We start from the raw sequence: 15,146 nt of genomic DNA, 5'->3' as shown, positions 1-15,146 counted from the left end.
TTATATATTTAGTGTTGTAGTCGGCTTAGATACGAGGGGATTAAAATGGAGAATATAGATATTATTCAAGAAAGTATTGATTATATTGAACAAAACTTAAAAGAAAATTTAAATGCAGAGGTGTTAGCTAAAAGAGCAGCTTTTTCTGTATTTTATTATTATCGTATTTTTCAAAGTGTGGTTGGAGTTCCTGTTATGCAATATATACAGAAAAGAAAACTATTGAATCTAATTTATGAAATAGGAATTGGAAGACCAATGTTAATAGTAGAATCAGAATATGGTTTTGAAACTCATTCTGGATTTTATAAAGCTTTTAAAAAAGAATTTGGGTGTTCTCCAACAACATATTTAAATCTCCATAAACCTAAAAAACCATATAAAATGAATCTTAAGCAGGAGGAACACATTATGATAACACATAAAAAGTTAAAATCTATTTTAGAAAAGTGGAATATAGATTTACCAGTTATAATTGAAGATATATATTATTCAAATGAGGAAAGAGCAACAAATTGTTGGAAGATAAATAAGAGATTTATTATAAAGGCAGGAACAAATATTGAAAGATTAAGGCAGCATATTAATGTTTCAAGATTATTAGTTGAAGCAGGTTTATTAGCATCATTACCAATAAAAACCAAATATGATTCAGATTATTATATAGAAGATGAATTGTATTTTTGTTTGATGAAACCTGTGCAAGGCACAATGATGAATAGTAAGGAAATTTTTAATGATGAACAGTATAAAGAAAAAGCAAGATATATTGGTGAAATAATAGCACAGTTGCATAAGGTTATAAAAAATTATGAGAATAAAATAGCGTTTAATTCTCCAAATATATATAACAATGTAAGTGAATGGGCAATACCTATAATTAAGAATAGTTCAGAGATACCATATAAATTTTATGATGAGTATAAAACTATTTTTGGGCAAATATATCCTAAGCTGCCAAAGCAGATAATTCATCGTGATCCAAATCTAAGGAACATAATTGTTAATGATGAAAAGATAGCTGGATTTATTGATTTTGAATTATCTGAAAAAAATATTAGAATTTATGATCCATGTTATGCAGCAACTTCAATTTTATCTGAAATCTTTAATGAGGGAAAGAATGTTGAAAAATGGTTTGATATTTATGAAAATATAATATTAGGATATGATAATGTTTGCAATCTTACTATAGAAGAAAAGAAAGCTTTACCTTATGTTGTATTATCAAATCAAATGATATGTTATGCATATTTTAGTGAATTAGATAAATTTGAAGAATTAAAGAGTATCAATAAAGATATGACATTATGGTTGTATAAAAATATTAAGCGTTTAGATGTATTTTGAGGAATGAAAGAATGAATAGTAGCCTTGAGAGATAAAACTCTTAGGGCTTTTTCTTTTGCCATTGTAAACACATCTTTCTTTTATTTATATTTTAATAAGTCTACAATATTATACTATCACCACACATTTCAACCCACTCGCAGCGGATTGACTTCATATTTTACATTCTATTAACACATCTTTTATTTAGATTTTATATAATTCATCTATAATTACTCTTATACAGAAAAACAGGAACATTATAAGATTGGAGAGATAGTAATGCCATCGACTTATGCACACTATAGGTTAGGACAGAAAGTACTAGGTAAGCTTCCAGATGAAATTAAGACTACAATTAATAGTTACAAACAGCTTTATGATATAGGACTTCATGGACCAGATATATTATTTTATTATAAACCACTGTGGTCATGCACGGTTAACAAGCAGGGGTATGATATACACGAAAGAAGAGAAAGGTGATTTAATCATGAAGATGAGGCTTAATGGAGAAGAAAAAAGATGGATAATGTACGATGTTGGAAATTCAGCATTTACATTGCTTGTATCAACAATAATTCCTATATATTTTAATTATCTTGCGAGTAATGCAGGACTTTCAGATGTGGATTATCTTGCGTATTGGGGATATGCAGCTTCAATATGTACAATAATAGTTGCAGTCTTTGGACCAATCTGTGGAACAATTGCCGATACTAAAGGGCTTAAAAAACCGTTATTTATGGGATCAATACTTCTTGGAACTATAGGATGCTTGTTGCTTGGGCTTATGGTTCAGTGGATGGTATTTTTGGTAGTATTTATAGTGGCTAAAATAGGCTTTTCTTTAAGTCTGATATTCTATGATTCAATGCTCATTGATGTTACAGATCAAAAGCGGATGGATTATGTGTCATCGAATGGGTTTGCATGGGGATATATAGGAAGTTGCGTGCCATTTGTAGCATGCCTTGTGATTGTACTGGGTTCAAGTAAGCTTGGAATCAGCATGGAAGTTGCCATGGGAATAGCATTTGTTATAGTAGCACTTTGGTGGCTTGGAATGTCAGTGCCGCTGCTTAAGAGATATGAACAGAGACATTATATAGAAAAACAGCCACATGCAATAACACAGAGTTTTAAAAGACTTGGCAATACATTTAAGAATATAAGAAAGGAAAAGCATGCGTTCATGTTTCTACTTGCATTTTTCTTTTACATAGATGGCGTTTATACAATAATAGATATGGCGACAGCGTATGGTTCAGCGCTAGGGCTTAATAGTACGGGACTTCTTCTTGCGTTGCTGGTAACTCAGATTGTTGCCTTTCCATGTGCAATTATATTCGGTAATCTGTCATACAGAGTCAGTACAGAGAAGTTAATTGCCGTGTGCATCTTAGCATATCTTGGCATAGCAATATTTGCAATCTTCTTAGAGACACAGTTTCAGTTCTGGATTCTTGCAATACTTGTAGGAATGTTTCAGGGCGGTATTCAGGCTCTTTCAAGATCATATTTTATTAAGATTATTCCAGAGGAACATTCAGGTAAGTATTTCGGACTTATGGATATATGTGGTAAGGGTGCATCATTTATAGGAACAACAATTGTCAGTGTGGTATCGCAGATTACAGGCAACATAAGTATAGGTGTCGGAATGATCGCGATTCTGTTTTGTGTTGGACTTGTGATATTCTTTAAAGCTGTCTCAATGACAAAAAATTATGGCAAATCAAACACCTTAGCTAATTTAAAAAAAATCTGAGGATGCTTAGCCAATTCTTCGTATCCATTATTCTGTAAACACCATTTAATTGAAGTCATAACAATTGATGCATAAACTTCTGATAAATATTTTAAAACGTCAGGAAAATTTTGCTCCTTTATTTCATATTGTTTATAAAAACTTTTCTTTAAAAAATTATACATATCATCATATAAATGAATAGTACTTGTATCTATAGTAAAAAGAGCTAATATCTGTTCTTTTTTAGTAAGTAGTATTTGATATAAATTCTTTATTATTAGAATCATATCTTCAGGTTTGTTACAGTCAAACCGTTTTTTACACCTGTTTTTAATAAATCTAACACTTCTTTGCAAAGAAGTTCAGCTAACCTATATTTATCATTATAATGTTTGTAGAATGTTGAACGGTTAATTAGTGCTTTATCTAATATATCTTGTACTGTAATTTTACAGAAATCTTTTTTACTTAGTAAATATATAAATGATATTTCAATATTTTTTCTGGTCTTTATAACACGTAAGTCATTTTGATTCATATACATGCCTCCTTTTTAGTATTTTAGTACACATTATATAGATAAGCAACATTCTGTAGATTATTGATGTTTATCTATATAAACTTTTAATACTTGATGATTGTATCCTAAAAACGGATAGGTATAATGAAAATCAAAGGAGGAATAATAAATGAATGAATTAAAATGGATTGTTTGGTTATTTCCATTATTGTTTATTATACATGATATGTAAGAAATCATTATGGCAAAAAATTGGTGTAAAAAAGGACTAAAACAGCACATTAATCTACACATGACACCTTTTGGAAATGCAAAAAGTACAGAAGTAGTTGCAATTGCTGTTTATGAAGAGCTTATTTTATGGATAGTTGCTACTATGGTTGGAGTTTTTAGTGGATTTTATGGGTTATGGTATGGCTTTCTTATCTCTAATATCGTGCATCTTATTTTATTACATATTATATTGTTGCCACTTGCATATCATTTATATGTGCCTGGACAAATAACAGCATGGATAACAGTTATTCCATGTTTTTATATTTTAAAGTTAGCCCAAAACGTATTACAATACTCTATCAGTGAAATTATAATTTGGACAATACTTGGAGTTACTATTGGATTTTTAAATATGAAAATATTGCATAAAAGTATAAATAAATTTGATGCTAGTCGATAAAAAAGGCGGATTCATAAATTGAATTCGTCTTTTTTAGCAGAATATGTTATTTTAACGTGATTTTAACTAAAATTTTTGATGTGTAAAATGAACATGAGTTATAATATATTTATTAAACAAAAGATAATTATTTAAATATACTGTAATACTATAGGAGGCATCAATAGATGAATAGTATGAAATCTAAAAAGACTAAAAATACTAAAAGCAAAGGAAGTAAAAGCATTAAGACTGAGCTGATAGCAAGTTTTATAACATTACTAGTTATTATCTGCATAGGCATATCTTTAATCTCATTATATATTTCAAAACAATCTTTAATCAAAACAATAAAAACCACATTACCATCTACAGCTATACAAGCATCTTATTCTTTAGAAAATTCTATGAATACATATTTAGAGGTTCTTACTTTAGTAGCAGATAATGAAAAAATAAAAGATCCAAATGTTCCTATAAAAGAAAAACTTGAAGTATTATCTGCTGAAAATGAACGAGCAAATCATTTAGGAATGAGTTTTGTTGATACTGAAGGAAATTTGTATAGTACAGATGGCAGCACTTTTAATGTAGCAGAACAAGATGGATTTATACAAGCGCTTGCAGGAAAAAAGAATACATCTGATCCTATTATAAATAAAACTGATGGCGGAATTATTGTACTTTATGCTGCACCTGTTAAATATAATGGAGAAGTAGTAGGAGTTATTATGGCAGGAGCTGATGGAAATGAATTAAGTAATTTAACAAAGAGTATAACTTTAGGTAATACAGGTAAAGCTTTTATGATTAATAAAGAAGGAGACATAATAGCGCATACTGATAAAGATTTAGTTTTATCTAAGGAAAATTATATAAAAGATTTAGAAAAAGATCCTAGTCTTCAATCTATAGTTAATATAGAGAAGAAAATGTTAAAAGGCGAAACTGGTACTGGACAATACAAATATAAAAATAAATCAGAGTATGTTGCATATGCACCAGTAAAAAGCACAGGATGGTCAATAGCAATATCTATTGAAACTTCTGAAATCCTAAAAGAATTAAATACATTAAAAATAAGTATTGTAATAATGGCTATTCTATTTATAATTTTTGGAATTATATCAATTTCTATTATATCTAGGATTATAACAAAACCTATTAAAGATTTTGATGTTCAGCTTGAAACTATTTCTCGTGGAGATTTAACTAGAAATATATCAGAAGAAATATTAAAGCGTAAAGATGAACTAGGTAAGATGGGCAAATCACTTAACATTATGAAAAATTCAATATTTTCTATAATTAAAGATATAAAGACAAATTCTATAAATGTGGATGATAATGTAAAGAAAATTACAGTCTCTGCTAAGGAACTCAAAACATCAAGTGAAAATATACATAATGCCATAAACAATGTATCAGAATCAAATGTATCGCAAGCATCTGATTTAAATGATATAAATTCAATACTTACAGAATTTAGTTCTAATTTAGATGGAGTGTTGAATTTGATACATGAAATTAATGATAATAATAATGATATAGATAAGATATCTGATGATAGTAATAAAAATATGAAAGATGTAATAAATTCATTTGAAAGTTTAAATGTGTCTCTTATAGCCCCCCTAATTAGATTGGACAATATTAATTAAAATAATTAATATATAAATATGATAATTAGGAGGTCTTTTTATATGGAGAAAATTAAATTTAGAAGAACATTTACAGAGGAAGAAAGAGTTAAATTTGTTACTGAAGTTTTAGAGTCTGGAAGCAATATACTTATTGCTAAAAAATATGATATTAATGCTGTACAATTAAGCTATTGGGTAAATAATTACCGTAGATATAGGCAAACACTAGAACCAAAAGAACCAAAAGATACAAAATTGATACCTAATTATAAGCGCGAATATAAAAAAGCTCAGGAAAAAATTGAGGAGCAAAAACTAAAAATAGCTATTCTTGAAGATCTTCTAAAAAAAAACAAATAACACTAGAATATAAAATTTTAAGTGCCCACAAATGGATTAAACTTGGATATAAAGTAACAATAGTACTTAAAATATTACGGATTTCTAGATCCACATATTATTCAAAACAGAAATATATTGTTAAAAGAAGCTACGCTAACGTAGGTAGAAAGGTCCCTGGATACAGTTTAACATTCGATAATATCAAAATATCTGATATAACTATTCAAAAGTATATAACAGAAATTAGAAGTAAGAAAACATCGCGAAAATATGGATATAAAAAAGTTACCGGTGAGTTAAGATTTAGAAAGAAGTACAATTTAAAAATTAATAAGAAGAAAGTTAGAAGACTAATGAAAAATTTAAATTTATTAGGAAACTACTATAAAAGACAGAAAAGAAGAATGTCACGTACCTGCGAAAGCAGAAAAGTTACAGCTTCTAATCAATTATGGCAAATGGATATCAAATATGCATTTATTGCTGGTAATAAGAAAACAGCCTATATAACTTCAATAATCGATGTTTTTGATAGAGAAATAGTGGCATATTCAATTGACTTATCTGCTACAGGTTCTGTTGCTAAAAAAGTTATGTTAGAAGCTCTATATAACAGAGGCTTAAACTATGATAAAAATAAAACAGTAGTACTTCGTACCGATAACGGCAGTCAATTTATTAGTGGAGTTTTTGAGAAAGGATGCCTTGATGAAGGTGTTCTTCATGAAAGAATTCCAGTACACAGTCCAAATTATAATGCATTCATAGAATCATATCATAGATATCTTCAAGATGAATGCCTTACCGGAATGATATATTGGAATTTAGATCACATAAAAAATGATGTAGGTGATTTTGTTTATAGATATAATCATGAGAGAATACATTCATCTATTGGATATATTCCTCCTCATGATTACTATCTAATGAAATTAGCAGCATAATTACAGAATATTAAGAACTAACGAGTATTAACTTAATATTGTCCATTTAACGGGGAGCCCTCCGGTCTTTTAACGACTTAAACAATAAAATTGAAAATGTTGGTTGTAATATAGTTAAAATACAAGATATAGTAACACTTATAAATAATATTTCAGAGCAGACAAATTTATTAGCTTTAAATGCAGCTATAGAAGCAGCAAGAGCTGGTGAAGTTGGAAAAGGATTTTCTGTAGTTGCAGAGGAAATAAGAAAATTGGCAGAGCAGACAAAAGAGTCATCTCTTAGTATTTCAAAAATTATATCGGAAACTTCAGAAGAGACAACAATAGTTATAGGTACAACTGCTAATGTAAAAGAAGAATTGAAAAATCAAAAAGAGACTATAAATAAAGCAATAAAAGTTTTTGGAACAATATCAAGCGCAGTAAATAAAATTACACCTAAAATTAATGATGCAAATACATCAATTAATACATTAAATGATAATAAAAATATTGTATTATCAAAAATAGAATCATTTTCTGATATAGCTCAAAAAAATTCAGCAATGTCGGAAGAAATATCATCTTCTACAGAAGAGATGAATGAATTTACAGAAAAAATGGCTTCTTCATTAACTTTATTAGAATCAATGAGCAAAGAAATGACAGTGAGTGTTGATAAATTTAAAATTAAATAATGAAAATACGGCTTGAAGCGAAAAAATATAAATGTCATGTTATAATTTCTTTAGTAGATATATAAGGAGAGATGAAAAGTGAAAGAAATTGAAAATAGAAGAAGTATCCGTAAATATCAAAATAGAGAAGTTGAAAAGGAAAAGCTAAATTGCATATTGGAAAGTGCCAGATTAGCACCATCTGGAAGTAATACTCAGCCGTGGACATTTATAGTAGTAAAATCGCTTGATACAAAAGAAAAACTTTCTAAAGCTGATCATAATCAAAGATGGATGATGTCAGCGCCTATTTTCATTGTTTGTGTAGCAGATATAAGATGTCGTATTTCCAAAGATAAAAAGATTATTCTAAATGAAACTAGTCCTGAACCTGAATTAAAACAAATAATTAGAGACACAGCAATTTCAATTGAGCATATACTTCTTGAAGCTGAACACCTAGGGTTAGGTACTTGTTGGACAGGTTGGTTTGAACAAGATGATATAAGACCAATTTTAAATATTCCTGAAGATAAGTATGTGTGTGGAATTATAACACTAGGGTATTCTGATGAAACTTTAAAGCAAAGACCTAGAAAAAGTTTAGAAGATGTTGTGCGATATGAAAAATGGTAAATATATTGCTATAATTTATGGATATAAGTTTTCAAATGATGAATAGATATCTAAATGGATATTTTTTTTATTCTCAAATCAGATTGCAAAATTATTTGTGTATGACAGCACTTTAAATAAACAAAATACATGAAGTTTAATCACTGATTGAATATAATTCATTGACTTATATTCAATCAAGTATTAAACTTATTGTTGTTAAGAAAATAAATTTTTAATAGGGCACAAAAACTATTCAAATTTATAAATAATATCATAAGATAAAAGGAGTAATTTAAATGAAAAATATAGCATTAATAACTGGAGCAACAAGTGGACTTGGACTTAGCTATGCAAAATATTTTGCATCTAAAGGATATAATTTAATTATAACTGGAAGGCGTGAATCTGTAATACGCTCAAATGCTAAGGAACTTATGAAAAAATATAAAATAGAGGTTCAGGTAATCATTACTGAATTATCTAATGATAAAGGAGTTAACTATCTTTTAGATAACATAAAAGGAAAAGATATAAGTGTTCTTGTAAATAACGCAGGATTTGGACTTAAAACTACTTTTGCAGATACATCAGAGGATAATATTAAAAAGCTTCTGTATCTTCAGACTGTATGTGTAACAAGGCTTACACATTTTGTTCTTAAAAATATGCTCGAAAAAAATAATGGAATTATTATAAATATTTCATCAGATGGTGCTTTTGCTGTTATTCCTCACAATGTTCTTTACTCATCAACTAAGCTTTATATACTTAATTTAACAGAGGGACTACATATGGAATTAGATGGAACAAATGTAAAAGTCCAAGCAGTATGCCCTGGATTTATTGATTCCCATTTTCACGAGAGTGCAGGTATGCATGTTAATAAAAACAAGAAAGGATTATTTGGATTTAGGAAGCCAGATGATATTGTTTCTGATGCTATGCATGATTTAGAATGTGGAAAAGTGGTTTCAATTCCAGACAAAGGTGCACGTCTTCTACGAAAAATGGTAATGTTTATGCCAAGAAAAGTATTTTATAAAAAAGCGATAAATTTATCAAAAAAGATGATTTTAAAGAAATAGGATTAGTAAAATTAAAGTCTAAGACCTTAGGTCAAAGTAGAACCTAAAGTTTTAGACTATTTTTACACAAAAAAGCTGGAAGAGTACGAGTTAAAATTTATATTTTATAATTCATTTATTGTATCAGTTATAGCCATATTCTGAATCCGTTTTGATGGAACATAAATTGCGGCAATAGATGCACCAAAAACAAATAGAAGTATAATTATTATTGGTATAACTGGTAAATGCCATGTAGCATAGCTAAAATGAGTTGTAATATATTTAATTTTTTAACGACAACAAATATATATTTAATGTTAGTATTGTTATAATTATAGATGTTAAATGTAAAACTAAAGAAACAGTAAGTGAGGTGAAATGTTTTGATTATAAGTTGTACAAAAAAATTACAAGATGAGCTTGGAATTAAGCCATCTCTTTTGATGACAGAAAATCCTTTATATTCATGGCATGCTAATATAGTTAGAGTAAATAGAAGAAAAACAGTTGTACTTGTAAATGATGCAAGCCGATATAACGTAATTCTTTATGGTTTAAAAGCAAAAGATTTTAAAAATATTCAAAATACGATTCTTTTAGGAATTCGTCAAATACTTTTATGGGATGGAGTTAATGATGTTGTTATTGATCAATATTTGAAAAAAGCAGGACAAATTAGTTTCTCAAAAACACAAAGTAGAGCTTTAGTAGCAAGATTGAATAAAGGATGTGAAGCAGCAAATCTTTTTGATGATTGTTATTCTGAAGATGGTATTTCACAGTCTTTAGTATCTAAAATAGCAAATAAATTTATTTTCTTTGATTGCTCTGGTGAATATAAGCACGCAAATGAAATATTTTATGAAGAATTAAGTAAAGAATTTGACCTTCCAATTATAAAGTGCAAAGCTTTAAAATTATCAGTAAAGATGAAACTTAATAAATTTAATATATGGCGTAATGTTATTGTCCCTTTGAATTTCACTTTTGAAGAATTACACAAATCATTGCAGAATATTTTCAACTGGAATAATTGTCACTTACATGATTTTATGATTTTTGATGGCAACAATCCTATTATTAATATTGTTAGCAGTGAGGAAAGTCTTCAATATAAAACTGATATTCCTATGATTTTGGAAAATCAAATAAAAATATCTGAGTATTTACCTAAATATAAAAACATAAATTACAGATATGATTATGGAAATAACTGGGAAAATATTATTCGAGTTGAAGATGTAATATTTGATTATGATAAAAATTATGCTTGCTGCATAGATGGAAATGGTGCTGCGCCACCAGAAGATGTGGGAGGTGAATTTGGATTTGATGAATTTATAAAAATTATAAACGATCCTAATAATGAAGAATATGATAATATGAAACAATGGGCAGAGATTCAGGGATATAAGGAATTTGATATTGAGATGGTAAATAGGAGATTAAGATTTTAATAAGAATAAATTGGGATAAGAAACTTAAAGGAGCATCTTTTAAGTTTCTTTTTATTTATATAATTTTAAAATTTATTATTGACATATGCCAATAATAAGAATACAATAGAAACTGTAAATGACATATGTCAATAACTATATGAGGAGGAGATCATATGCCAAGAAGAAATGGAACTAGCGAAGTGGGTGCAGGAGCAATAAGTGGAAGAGGTTTAGGACTTTGTAATTTAGCAAATACCGAAGTTAAATATGGTTTAGGCCGCAGAATGAGATTAGGATTAAAATCTAGATGTAGATGTAATCAGAGGACGCTCTGATTACTTTTAATTAGAATTGAGGTGATAATTATGCCAAGGCCAATTAAGTGGAGAAAAGTATGCTGTTTGCCAGAAAGCAATAAATTTGGACCTCTTGATTCTACGTCAGACGAAAAAGAAAATATAAATATGACGGTTGATGAATATGAGACGATAAGACTTATTGATTTAGAGGGATTAACACAAGAAGAATGTGCCAAGCAGATGAATGTTTCAAGAACTACTATTCAGGGTATCTATATTGAAGCTAGAAAAAAATTAGCAAAATTATTAGTTAATGGTAAAGTTCTATTAATTGAGGGTGGTGAGTATAGACTCTGTAATAAATTTAAAGAAGGTTATGGTAATGCTTGTCACAGATATAGACATGGACATGGGAAATGTTTTATAGAAAATAAGGATTAGGATAAATGATTATTACTTTAAAAAATAACTTACGATTTTATATGATCTTAATTAAGTAAAAAAATTATTTGTATGAAAATAGAATGGAGGATTATTTATGAAAATAGCAATACTGTTGTGGTCAAGTGTTTTTGTAACACTTTGACCTAATTTTTTTATATCTTGCTTCAAATGGCGTTAGACCATTATTAAATGTATGTGGACGTAAGTGGTTGTACCAGACGTATGCAAAGTTATCGATATCTGAATTAAGCTCTTTATCATTATGATAATATTTTAGATTTATCAATTCATTCTTAAGAGTGTTGAAATATCGTTCCATAGGTGCATTATCATAGGGATAACCAGCCTTACTCATACTTTGCGTTATACCGTTACCTTTGCAGAAATTAACAAACTCCTTTGAAGTGAATTGAGTACCTTGATCACTATGAAGTAATATATTACCATTATTAGTAATATGCTGCGCGGCGAATGCCTTTTTTACTGTTTTTATAGCCAAATCAGACGTGATTTCTTTACCATTAAGTGATGCAACAACTGAGCGGTCATGCAGATCTACGATTGAACAGTTATATCTTTTTTGACCATTAGCAAGTGTAATATATGTGAAATCAGTGCACCATTTTTCATTAATTTTTGCAGCTACGAAATCTTGATTCAACAAATTAGGAAATTTCTTGTACGCTTTTCCATGTCTGTAAGAAGGCTTCTTTTTACGAACTATAGAATATATCTTCAAGTCAGTATTCATGTATTTATGGACAGTCTGGCAGCTTAAATATATATGCTTACGTTCTAAGAATATTTTCATATTTCTATAGCCTAATACACCATTATTTTCATGATAGATTTCTTCTATTGTAGAATATATAGACTTCTTCTTATCATTATAAGCCTGTTTTCTTGCTTTTTTGTAGTTATAATATGCATTAGGATAGATACTAAATCGTCTAAGCAGCCATCGTACACCGAAGTGCTGTTTATTATCATCAATAAATCGATAAACCATCAATCGATTTCCTTTGCAAAGAATGCCGCTGCTTTTTTTAAGAAATCATTTTCCTTCTGCATTTCCTGAAGCTGTTTCTTAAGCTTCTTATTTTCAGTAAGATAATCATATTCGCTTTTTAAATCCTGGTTTGTCTGGCATTCGCTGCGGTATTGCTTAACCCAATTTGAAATACTAGCCTTTGATACTTTATATTCATCAACTAAACTTTTAATTGTTCTTCCTTCAACATGAAGAGCTACTATTTTTCTTTTTACTTCTTCCTCAAAATGTTGTACCATAATCTATTCCCCTTTTCCTAATAAAATTATAATTTATTAGGTACTCATGTTACAACTTTACTTTATCACAACATACCTGTAGACGAAAAAGATATTCAATCAAATGTGTGTATATCATTTGGACGTGCACCATATTTTCTCTTTTATAATACACAGACTAAAGAGAGTGTATTCATTGATAATATTGCAGCAGAAAGCACTGGTGGTGCAGGAATTAAGGCTGCACAAGTAATAGCTGATAATAAGGTGGACGCATTATTGACACCTAGATGCGGACAAAATGCAGCAGATGTATTAAAAGCTGCTGACATTAAAATTTTTAAAACAATAAATGACTCTATAAAGGAGAATATTGAAAATTATATTTCTGGAAATCTTCCTTTATTAAATGAAATACATGCTGGATTTCATGGACACGGAGGTAAATAGTATGAATATAGCTGTGCTTAGTGGTAAAGGTGGCACAGGAAAGACATTGGTATCAGTTAATTTAGCAGCAGTGGCAAATAAATCTGTTTATATGGATTGTGATGTTGAAGAACCTAATGGATATCTGTTTTTTAAACCTAAAGATATTTTAGATGAACAAATATCAGTTAAAATTGCCACTGTGAATAATGATCTTTGCGATGGATGCCGAAAGTGCGTTGATTTTTGTAAATTCAATGCTCTTGCCTATATAAAAGACAAGATGATTGTTTTTGAAGAGGTCTGTCATTCTTGTGGTGGATGCAGTATACTTTGCCCACAAAAGGCAATAATAGAAAAAGAAAAGATAATTGGAAAAATTCAAAAAGGTGTTTCTGATGACGTAACAGTATATACGGGAATGCTTAATACTGGTGAAACTTCTGGAATTCCTATTATAAAAAAGATGCTTACTAAGGATGAACTAAAAAGTGATAATCTTACAATTATTGACTGCCCTCCAGGGAGTGCTTGTGCTGTAATGGAAAGTATTAAAGATGCAGATTATTGCATATTAGTAGCAGAGCCAACACTATTTGGAGCTCATAATCTTAATATGGTTTATAAACTAGTAAAATTATTTAATAAACCTTTTGGAGTAGTTCTTAATAAATGTTTAGAAGAAGAAAACCCATCAGAAAAATTCTGCCTAGAAAAAAATATTAAAATTTTAAGCAAAATACCTTTTGATAATGAACTTGGAGAGATAAATTCAAATGCAGAGATTGCAGTTAGAAAAAGTAATAAATATAATAATGTATTCTCTTCATTACTAGAAACAGTTAAAAAGGAGGTGCAGCATGAAACAACTTCTAATTCTTAGCGGTAAAGGTGGTACTGGAAAGACTACAATAGCAAGTGCATTTGTAAAACTTTCTGAAGCTAAGGCATATGCAGATTGTGATGTCGATGCACCTAATTTACATCTTATAGCAGGCCAAAATTTAGAACCTAAAAAGACAGACTATTATGGACTCCCAAAGGCTGAAATAGATTTAGACAAGTGCATTAAATGTGATAAGTGTAGACAAAATTGCAGGTTCGATGCAATTTCAGCAAAAAATAATGGTTATGAAGTAGATGCTTTTGCATGTGAAGGATGTGGAGTCTGTGAACTTATCTGTCCTGTGAAAGCAATATCATTAAAACCAGCTGTAGCAGGAGAATTAATGCTATATTCTAATGAAGATAAAGTTTTTTCGACTGCAGAACTTAAGATGGGAAGCGGCACATCTGGAATGCTCGTTACTGAAGTAAAAAAACAAATGAAGTCAGCAGCTATTGATACCAAAATTGCTATTATTGATGGTTCACCTGGGATTGGCTGTCCAGTTATAGCATCACTTAGCGGTGCTAATATGGTATTAATTGTAGCTGAACCTTCAATATCTGGTATAAGTGATATGGAACGAATCATAAAAACATCAGAAAAATTTGGCATAAAGATAGCAGTATGTGTAAATAAATTCAATACAAATATTAAAAACTCAGAGAAGATTGAACTGTTTTGTAAAAAACAAAATTTACCGTTTGTTGGAAGAGTACCTTTTGATTCCGATGCAGTAAAAGCTGTTAATAAAGGACAGACTATTGTGGATATAGATTGTAAGTCAGGAACAGCTGTTAAATCAATTTATAATAAAACAATTGAATTGCTTTTTAAATAGGGTGGTGAT

The 15,146-nt window shown here is 29.2% G+C and carries 19 protein-coding genes; 16 read left to right on the top strand and 3 right to left on the bottom strand.

What is annotated here, in order from left to right; genetic code table 11:
• The first annotated feature begins 45 nt into the window (after positions 1-45).
• From MTX53_RS11530 to MTX53_RS11520, 3 genes are all read left to right on the top strand, one after another.
• Complete coding sequence (locus MTX53_RS11530) at positions 46-1,350, top strand: helix-turn-helix domain-containing protein (protein ID WP_244833925.1); 1,305 nt, start codon at positions 46-48, stop codon at positions 1,348-1,350.
• A 261-nt stretch (positions 1,351-1,611) separates the two neighbouring features.
• The gene (locus MTX53_RS11525) at positions 1,612-1,815 is read left to right on the top strand and encodes a hypothetical protein (protein ID WP_244833924.1); all 204 of its coding nucleotides are present in this window, start codon (positions 1,612-1,614) and stop codon (positions 1,813-1,815) included.
• A 7-nt stretch (positions 1,816-1,822) separates the two neighbouring features.
• Positions 1,823-3,100 (top strand): MFS transporter, encoded by a 1,278-nt coding sequence (locus MTX53_RS11520; RefSeq protein ID WP_244833923.1) that lies wholly within the window; start codon positions 1,823-1,825, stop codon positions 3,098-3,100.
• On the opposite strand, the gene MTX53_RS11515 is transcribed toward MTX53_RS11520, so the two are convergent.
• Positions 3,058-3,369 carry a hypothetical protein gene (locus MTX53_RS11515; RefSeq protein WP_244833922.1) on the bottom strand — a complete coding sequence of 104 codons (312 nt, stop codon included), beginning with the start codon at positions 3,367-3,369 and terminating at the stop codon, positions 3,058-3,060. The genes MTX53_RS11520 and MTX53_RS11515 overlap by 43 nt on opposite strands.
• Complete coding sequence (locus MTX53_RS11510) at positions 3,366-3,620, bottom strand: hypothetical protein (protein WP_244833921.1); 255 nt, start codon at positions 3,618-3,620, stop codon at positions 3,366-3,368. The genes MTX53_RS11515 and MTX53_RS11510 overlap by 4 nt, the downstream gene beginning before the upstream one ends.
• A gap of 223 nt (positions 3,621-3,843) precedes the next feature.
• On the opposite strand from MTX53_RS11510, the gene MTX53_RS11505 reads away from it, so the two are divergent.
• The 10 genes from MTX53_RS11505 to MTX53_RS11460 all read left to right on the top strand — a co-directional run bounded on the left by MTX53_RS11505 (position 3,844) and on the right by MTX53_RS11460 (position 11,709).
• A complete protein-coding gene (locus MTX53_RS11505) occupies positions 3,844-4,278 on the top strand; it encodes an HXXEE domain-containing protein (RefSeq protein ID WP_244833920.1) in 435 nt (144 codons plus the stop codon).
• A 167-nt stretch (positions 4,279-4,445) separates the two neighbouring features.
• Positions 4,446-5,918: a methyl-accepting chemotaxis protein gene (locus tag MTX53_RS11500; protein WP_244833919.1), complete on the top strand. Its 1,473-nt coding sequence runs from the start codon at positions 4,446-4,448 to the stop codon at positions 5,916-5,918.
• A 42-nt stretch (positions 5,919-5,960) separates the two neighbouring features.
• On the top strand, positions 5,961-6,260 hold the full coding sequence (locus MTX53_RS11495; protein WP_244833332.1) for a transposase: 300 nt from the start codon (positions 5,961-5,963) through the stop codon (positions 6,258-6,260).
• Positions 6,257-7,186: an IS3 family transposase gene (locus MTX53_RS11490; protein WP_348521815.1), complete on the top strand. Its 930-nt coding sequence runs from the start codon at positions 6,257-6,259 to the stop codon at positions 7,184-7,186. The genes MTX53_RS11495 and MTX53_RS11490 overlap by 4 nt, the downstream gene beginning before the upstream one ends.
• An 89-nt stretch (positions 7,187-7,275) precedes the next feature.
• The gene (locus MTX53_RS11485; protein WP_348521814.1) at positions 7,276-7,866 is read left to right on the top strand and encodes a methyl-accepting chemotaxis protein; all 591 of its coding nucleotides are present in this window, start codon (positions 7,276-7,278) and stop codon (positions 7,864-7,866) included.
• 78 nt (positions 7,867-7,944) lie between these two features.
• Positions 7,945-8,481: a nitroreductase family protein gene (locus MTX53_RS11480; protein WP_244833918.1), complete on the top strand. Its 537-nt coding sequence runs from the start codon at positions 7,945-7,947 to the stop codon at positions 8,479-8,481.
• 278 nt (positions 8,482-8,759) lie between these two features.
• Entirely contained in the window at positions 8,760-9,548 is a 789-nt protein-coding gene (locus MTX53_RS11475; RefSeq protein ID WP_244833917.1) for an SDR family NAD(P)-dependent oxidoreductase, read from the top strand.
• 365 nt (positions 9,549-9,913) lie between these two features.
• A complete protein-coding gene (locus tag MTX53_RS11470) occupies positions 9,914-10,987 on the top strand; it encodes a plasmid pRiA4b ORF-3 family protein (RefSeq protein WP_244833916.1) in 1,074 nt (357 codons plus the stop codon).
• A gap of 155 nt (positions 10,988-11,142) precedes the next feature.
• A complete protein-coding gene (locus tag MTX53_RS11465) occupies positions 11,143-11,304 on the top strand; it encodes a DUF5320 domain-containing protein (protein ID WP_244833915.1) in 162 nt (53 codons plus the stop codon).
• Between the two features lie 30 nt (positions 11,305-11,334).
• Positions 11,335-11,709, top strand: coding sequence for a DUF134 domain-containing protein (locus MTX53_RS11460; protein WP_244833914.1), 375 nt, complete (start codon positions 11,335-11,337; stop codon positions 11,707-11,709).
• 121 nt (positions 11,710-11,830) lie between these two features.
• Here the strand turns inward: MTX53_RS11460 and MTX53_RS11455 are convergent.
• Positions 11,831-13,002, bottom strand: a protein-coding gene (locus tag MTX53_RS11455; protein WP_244833913.1) for an IS3 family transposase whose coding sequence is annotated in 2 segments (ribosomal slippage) — positions 11,831-12,762 and positions 12,762-13,002 — 1,173 coding nt in all. Because the reading frame shifts where the segments join, the coding sequence is not laid out codon by codon here.
• 105 nt (positions 13,003-13,107) lie between these two features.
• Here MTX53_RS11455 and MTX53_RS11450 point away from each other — a divergent pair.
• The 3 genes from MTX53_RS11450 to MTX53_RS11440 are packed head-to-tail and all read left to right on the top strand — an operon-like array spanning position 13,108 to position 15,137.
• On the top strand, positions 13,108-13,431 hold the full coding sequence (locus tag MTX53_RS11450; protein ID WP_244833912.1) for a NifB/NifX family molybdenum-iron cluster-binding protein: 324 nt from the start codon (positions 13,108-13,110) through the stop codon (positions 13,429-13,431).
• A gap of 1 nt (position 13,432) precedes the next feature.
• Positions 13,433-14,293: an ATP-binding protein gene (locus MTX53_RS11445; RefSeq protein ID WP_244833911.1), complete on the top strand. Its 861-nt coding sequence runs from the start codon at positions 13,433-13,435 to the stop codon at positions 14,291-14,293.
• The gene (locus MTX53_RS11440; protein WP_244833910.1) at positions 14,271-15,137 is read left to right on the top strand and encodes an ATP-binding protein; all 867 of its coding nucleotides are present in this window, start codon (positions 14,271-14,273) and stop codon (positions 15,135-15,137) included. The genes MTX53_RS11445 and MTX53_RS11440 overlap by 23 nt, the downstream gene beginning before the upstream one ends.
• The last annotated feature ends 9 nt before the right edge of the window (positions 15,138-15,146 follow it).

This window comes from Clostridium sp. BJN0001 (assembly GCF_022869825.1).
Lineage (GTDB): Bacteria > Bacillota > Clostridia > Clostridiales > Clostridiaceae > Clostridium.
The sequence above is the reverse complement of the archived record's forward strand: the minus strand, read 5'-3'. Positions and strand labels throughout refer to the sequence as shown.

Excerpts from the sequence above, each read along its gene's own strand:
- MTX53_RS11475 (WP_244833917.1), top strand. The coding sequence starts at position 8,760 with ATGAAAAATATAGCATTAATAACTGGAGCAACAAGTGGACTTGGACTT.
- MTX53_RS11460 (WP_244833914.1), top strand. The coding sequence starts at position 11,335 with ATGCCAAGGCCAATTAAGTGGAGAAAAGTATGCTGTTTGCCAGAAAGC.
- MTX53_RS11525 (WP_244833924.1), top strand. The coding sequence starts at position 1,612 with ATGCCATCGACTTATGCACACTATAGGTTAGGACAGAAAGTACTAGGT.
- MTX53_RS11510 (WP_244833921.1), bottom strand. The coding sequence starts at position 3,620 with ATGAATCAAAATGACTTACGTGTTATAAAGACCAGAAAAAATATTGAA.
- MTX53_RS11530 (WP_244833925.1), top strand. The coding sequence starts at position 46 with ATGGAGAATATAGATATTATTCAAGAAAGTATTGATTATATTGAACAA.
- MTX53_RS11465 (WP_244833915.1), top strand. The coding sequence starts at position 11,143 with ATGCCAAGAAGAAATGGAACTAGCGAAGTGGGTGCAGGAGCAATAAGT.
- MTX53_RS11500 (WP_244833919.1), top strand. The coding sequence starts at position 4,446 with ATGAATAGTATGAAATCTAAAAAGACTAAAAATACTAAAAGCAAAGGA.
- MTX53_RS11495 (WP_244833332.1), top strand. The coding sequence starts at position 5,961 with ATGGAGAAAATTAAATTTAGAAGAACATTTACAGAGGAAGAAAGAGTT.
- MTX53_RS11520 (WP_244833923.1), top strand. The coding sequence starts at position 1,823 with ATGAAGATGAGGCTTAATGGAGAAGAAAAAAGATGGATAATGTACGAT.
- MTX53_RS11505 (WP_244833920.1), top strand. The coding sequence starts at position 3,844 with ATGGCAAAAAATTGGTGTAAAAAAGGACTAAAACAGCACATTAATCTA.
- MTX53_RS11515 (WP_244833922.1), bottom strand. The coding sequence starts at position 3,369 with ATGATTCTAATAATAAAGAATTTATATCAAATACTACTTACTAAAAAA.
- MTX53_RS11440 (WP_244833910.1), top strand. The coding sequence starts at position 14,271 with ATGAAACAACTTCTAATTCTTAGCGGTAAAGGTGGTACTGGAAAGACT.
- MTX53_RS11445 (WP_244833911.1), top strand. The coding sequence starts at position 13,433 with ATGAATATAGCTGTGCTTAGTGGTAAAGGTGGCACAGGAAAGACATTG.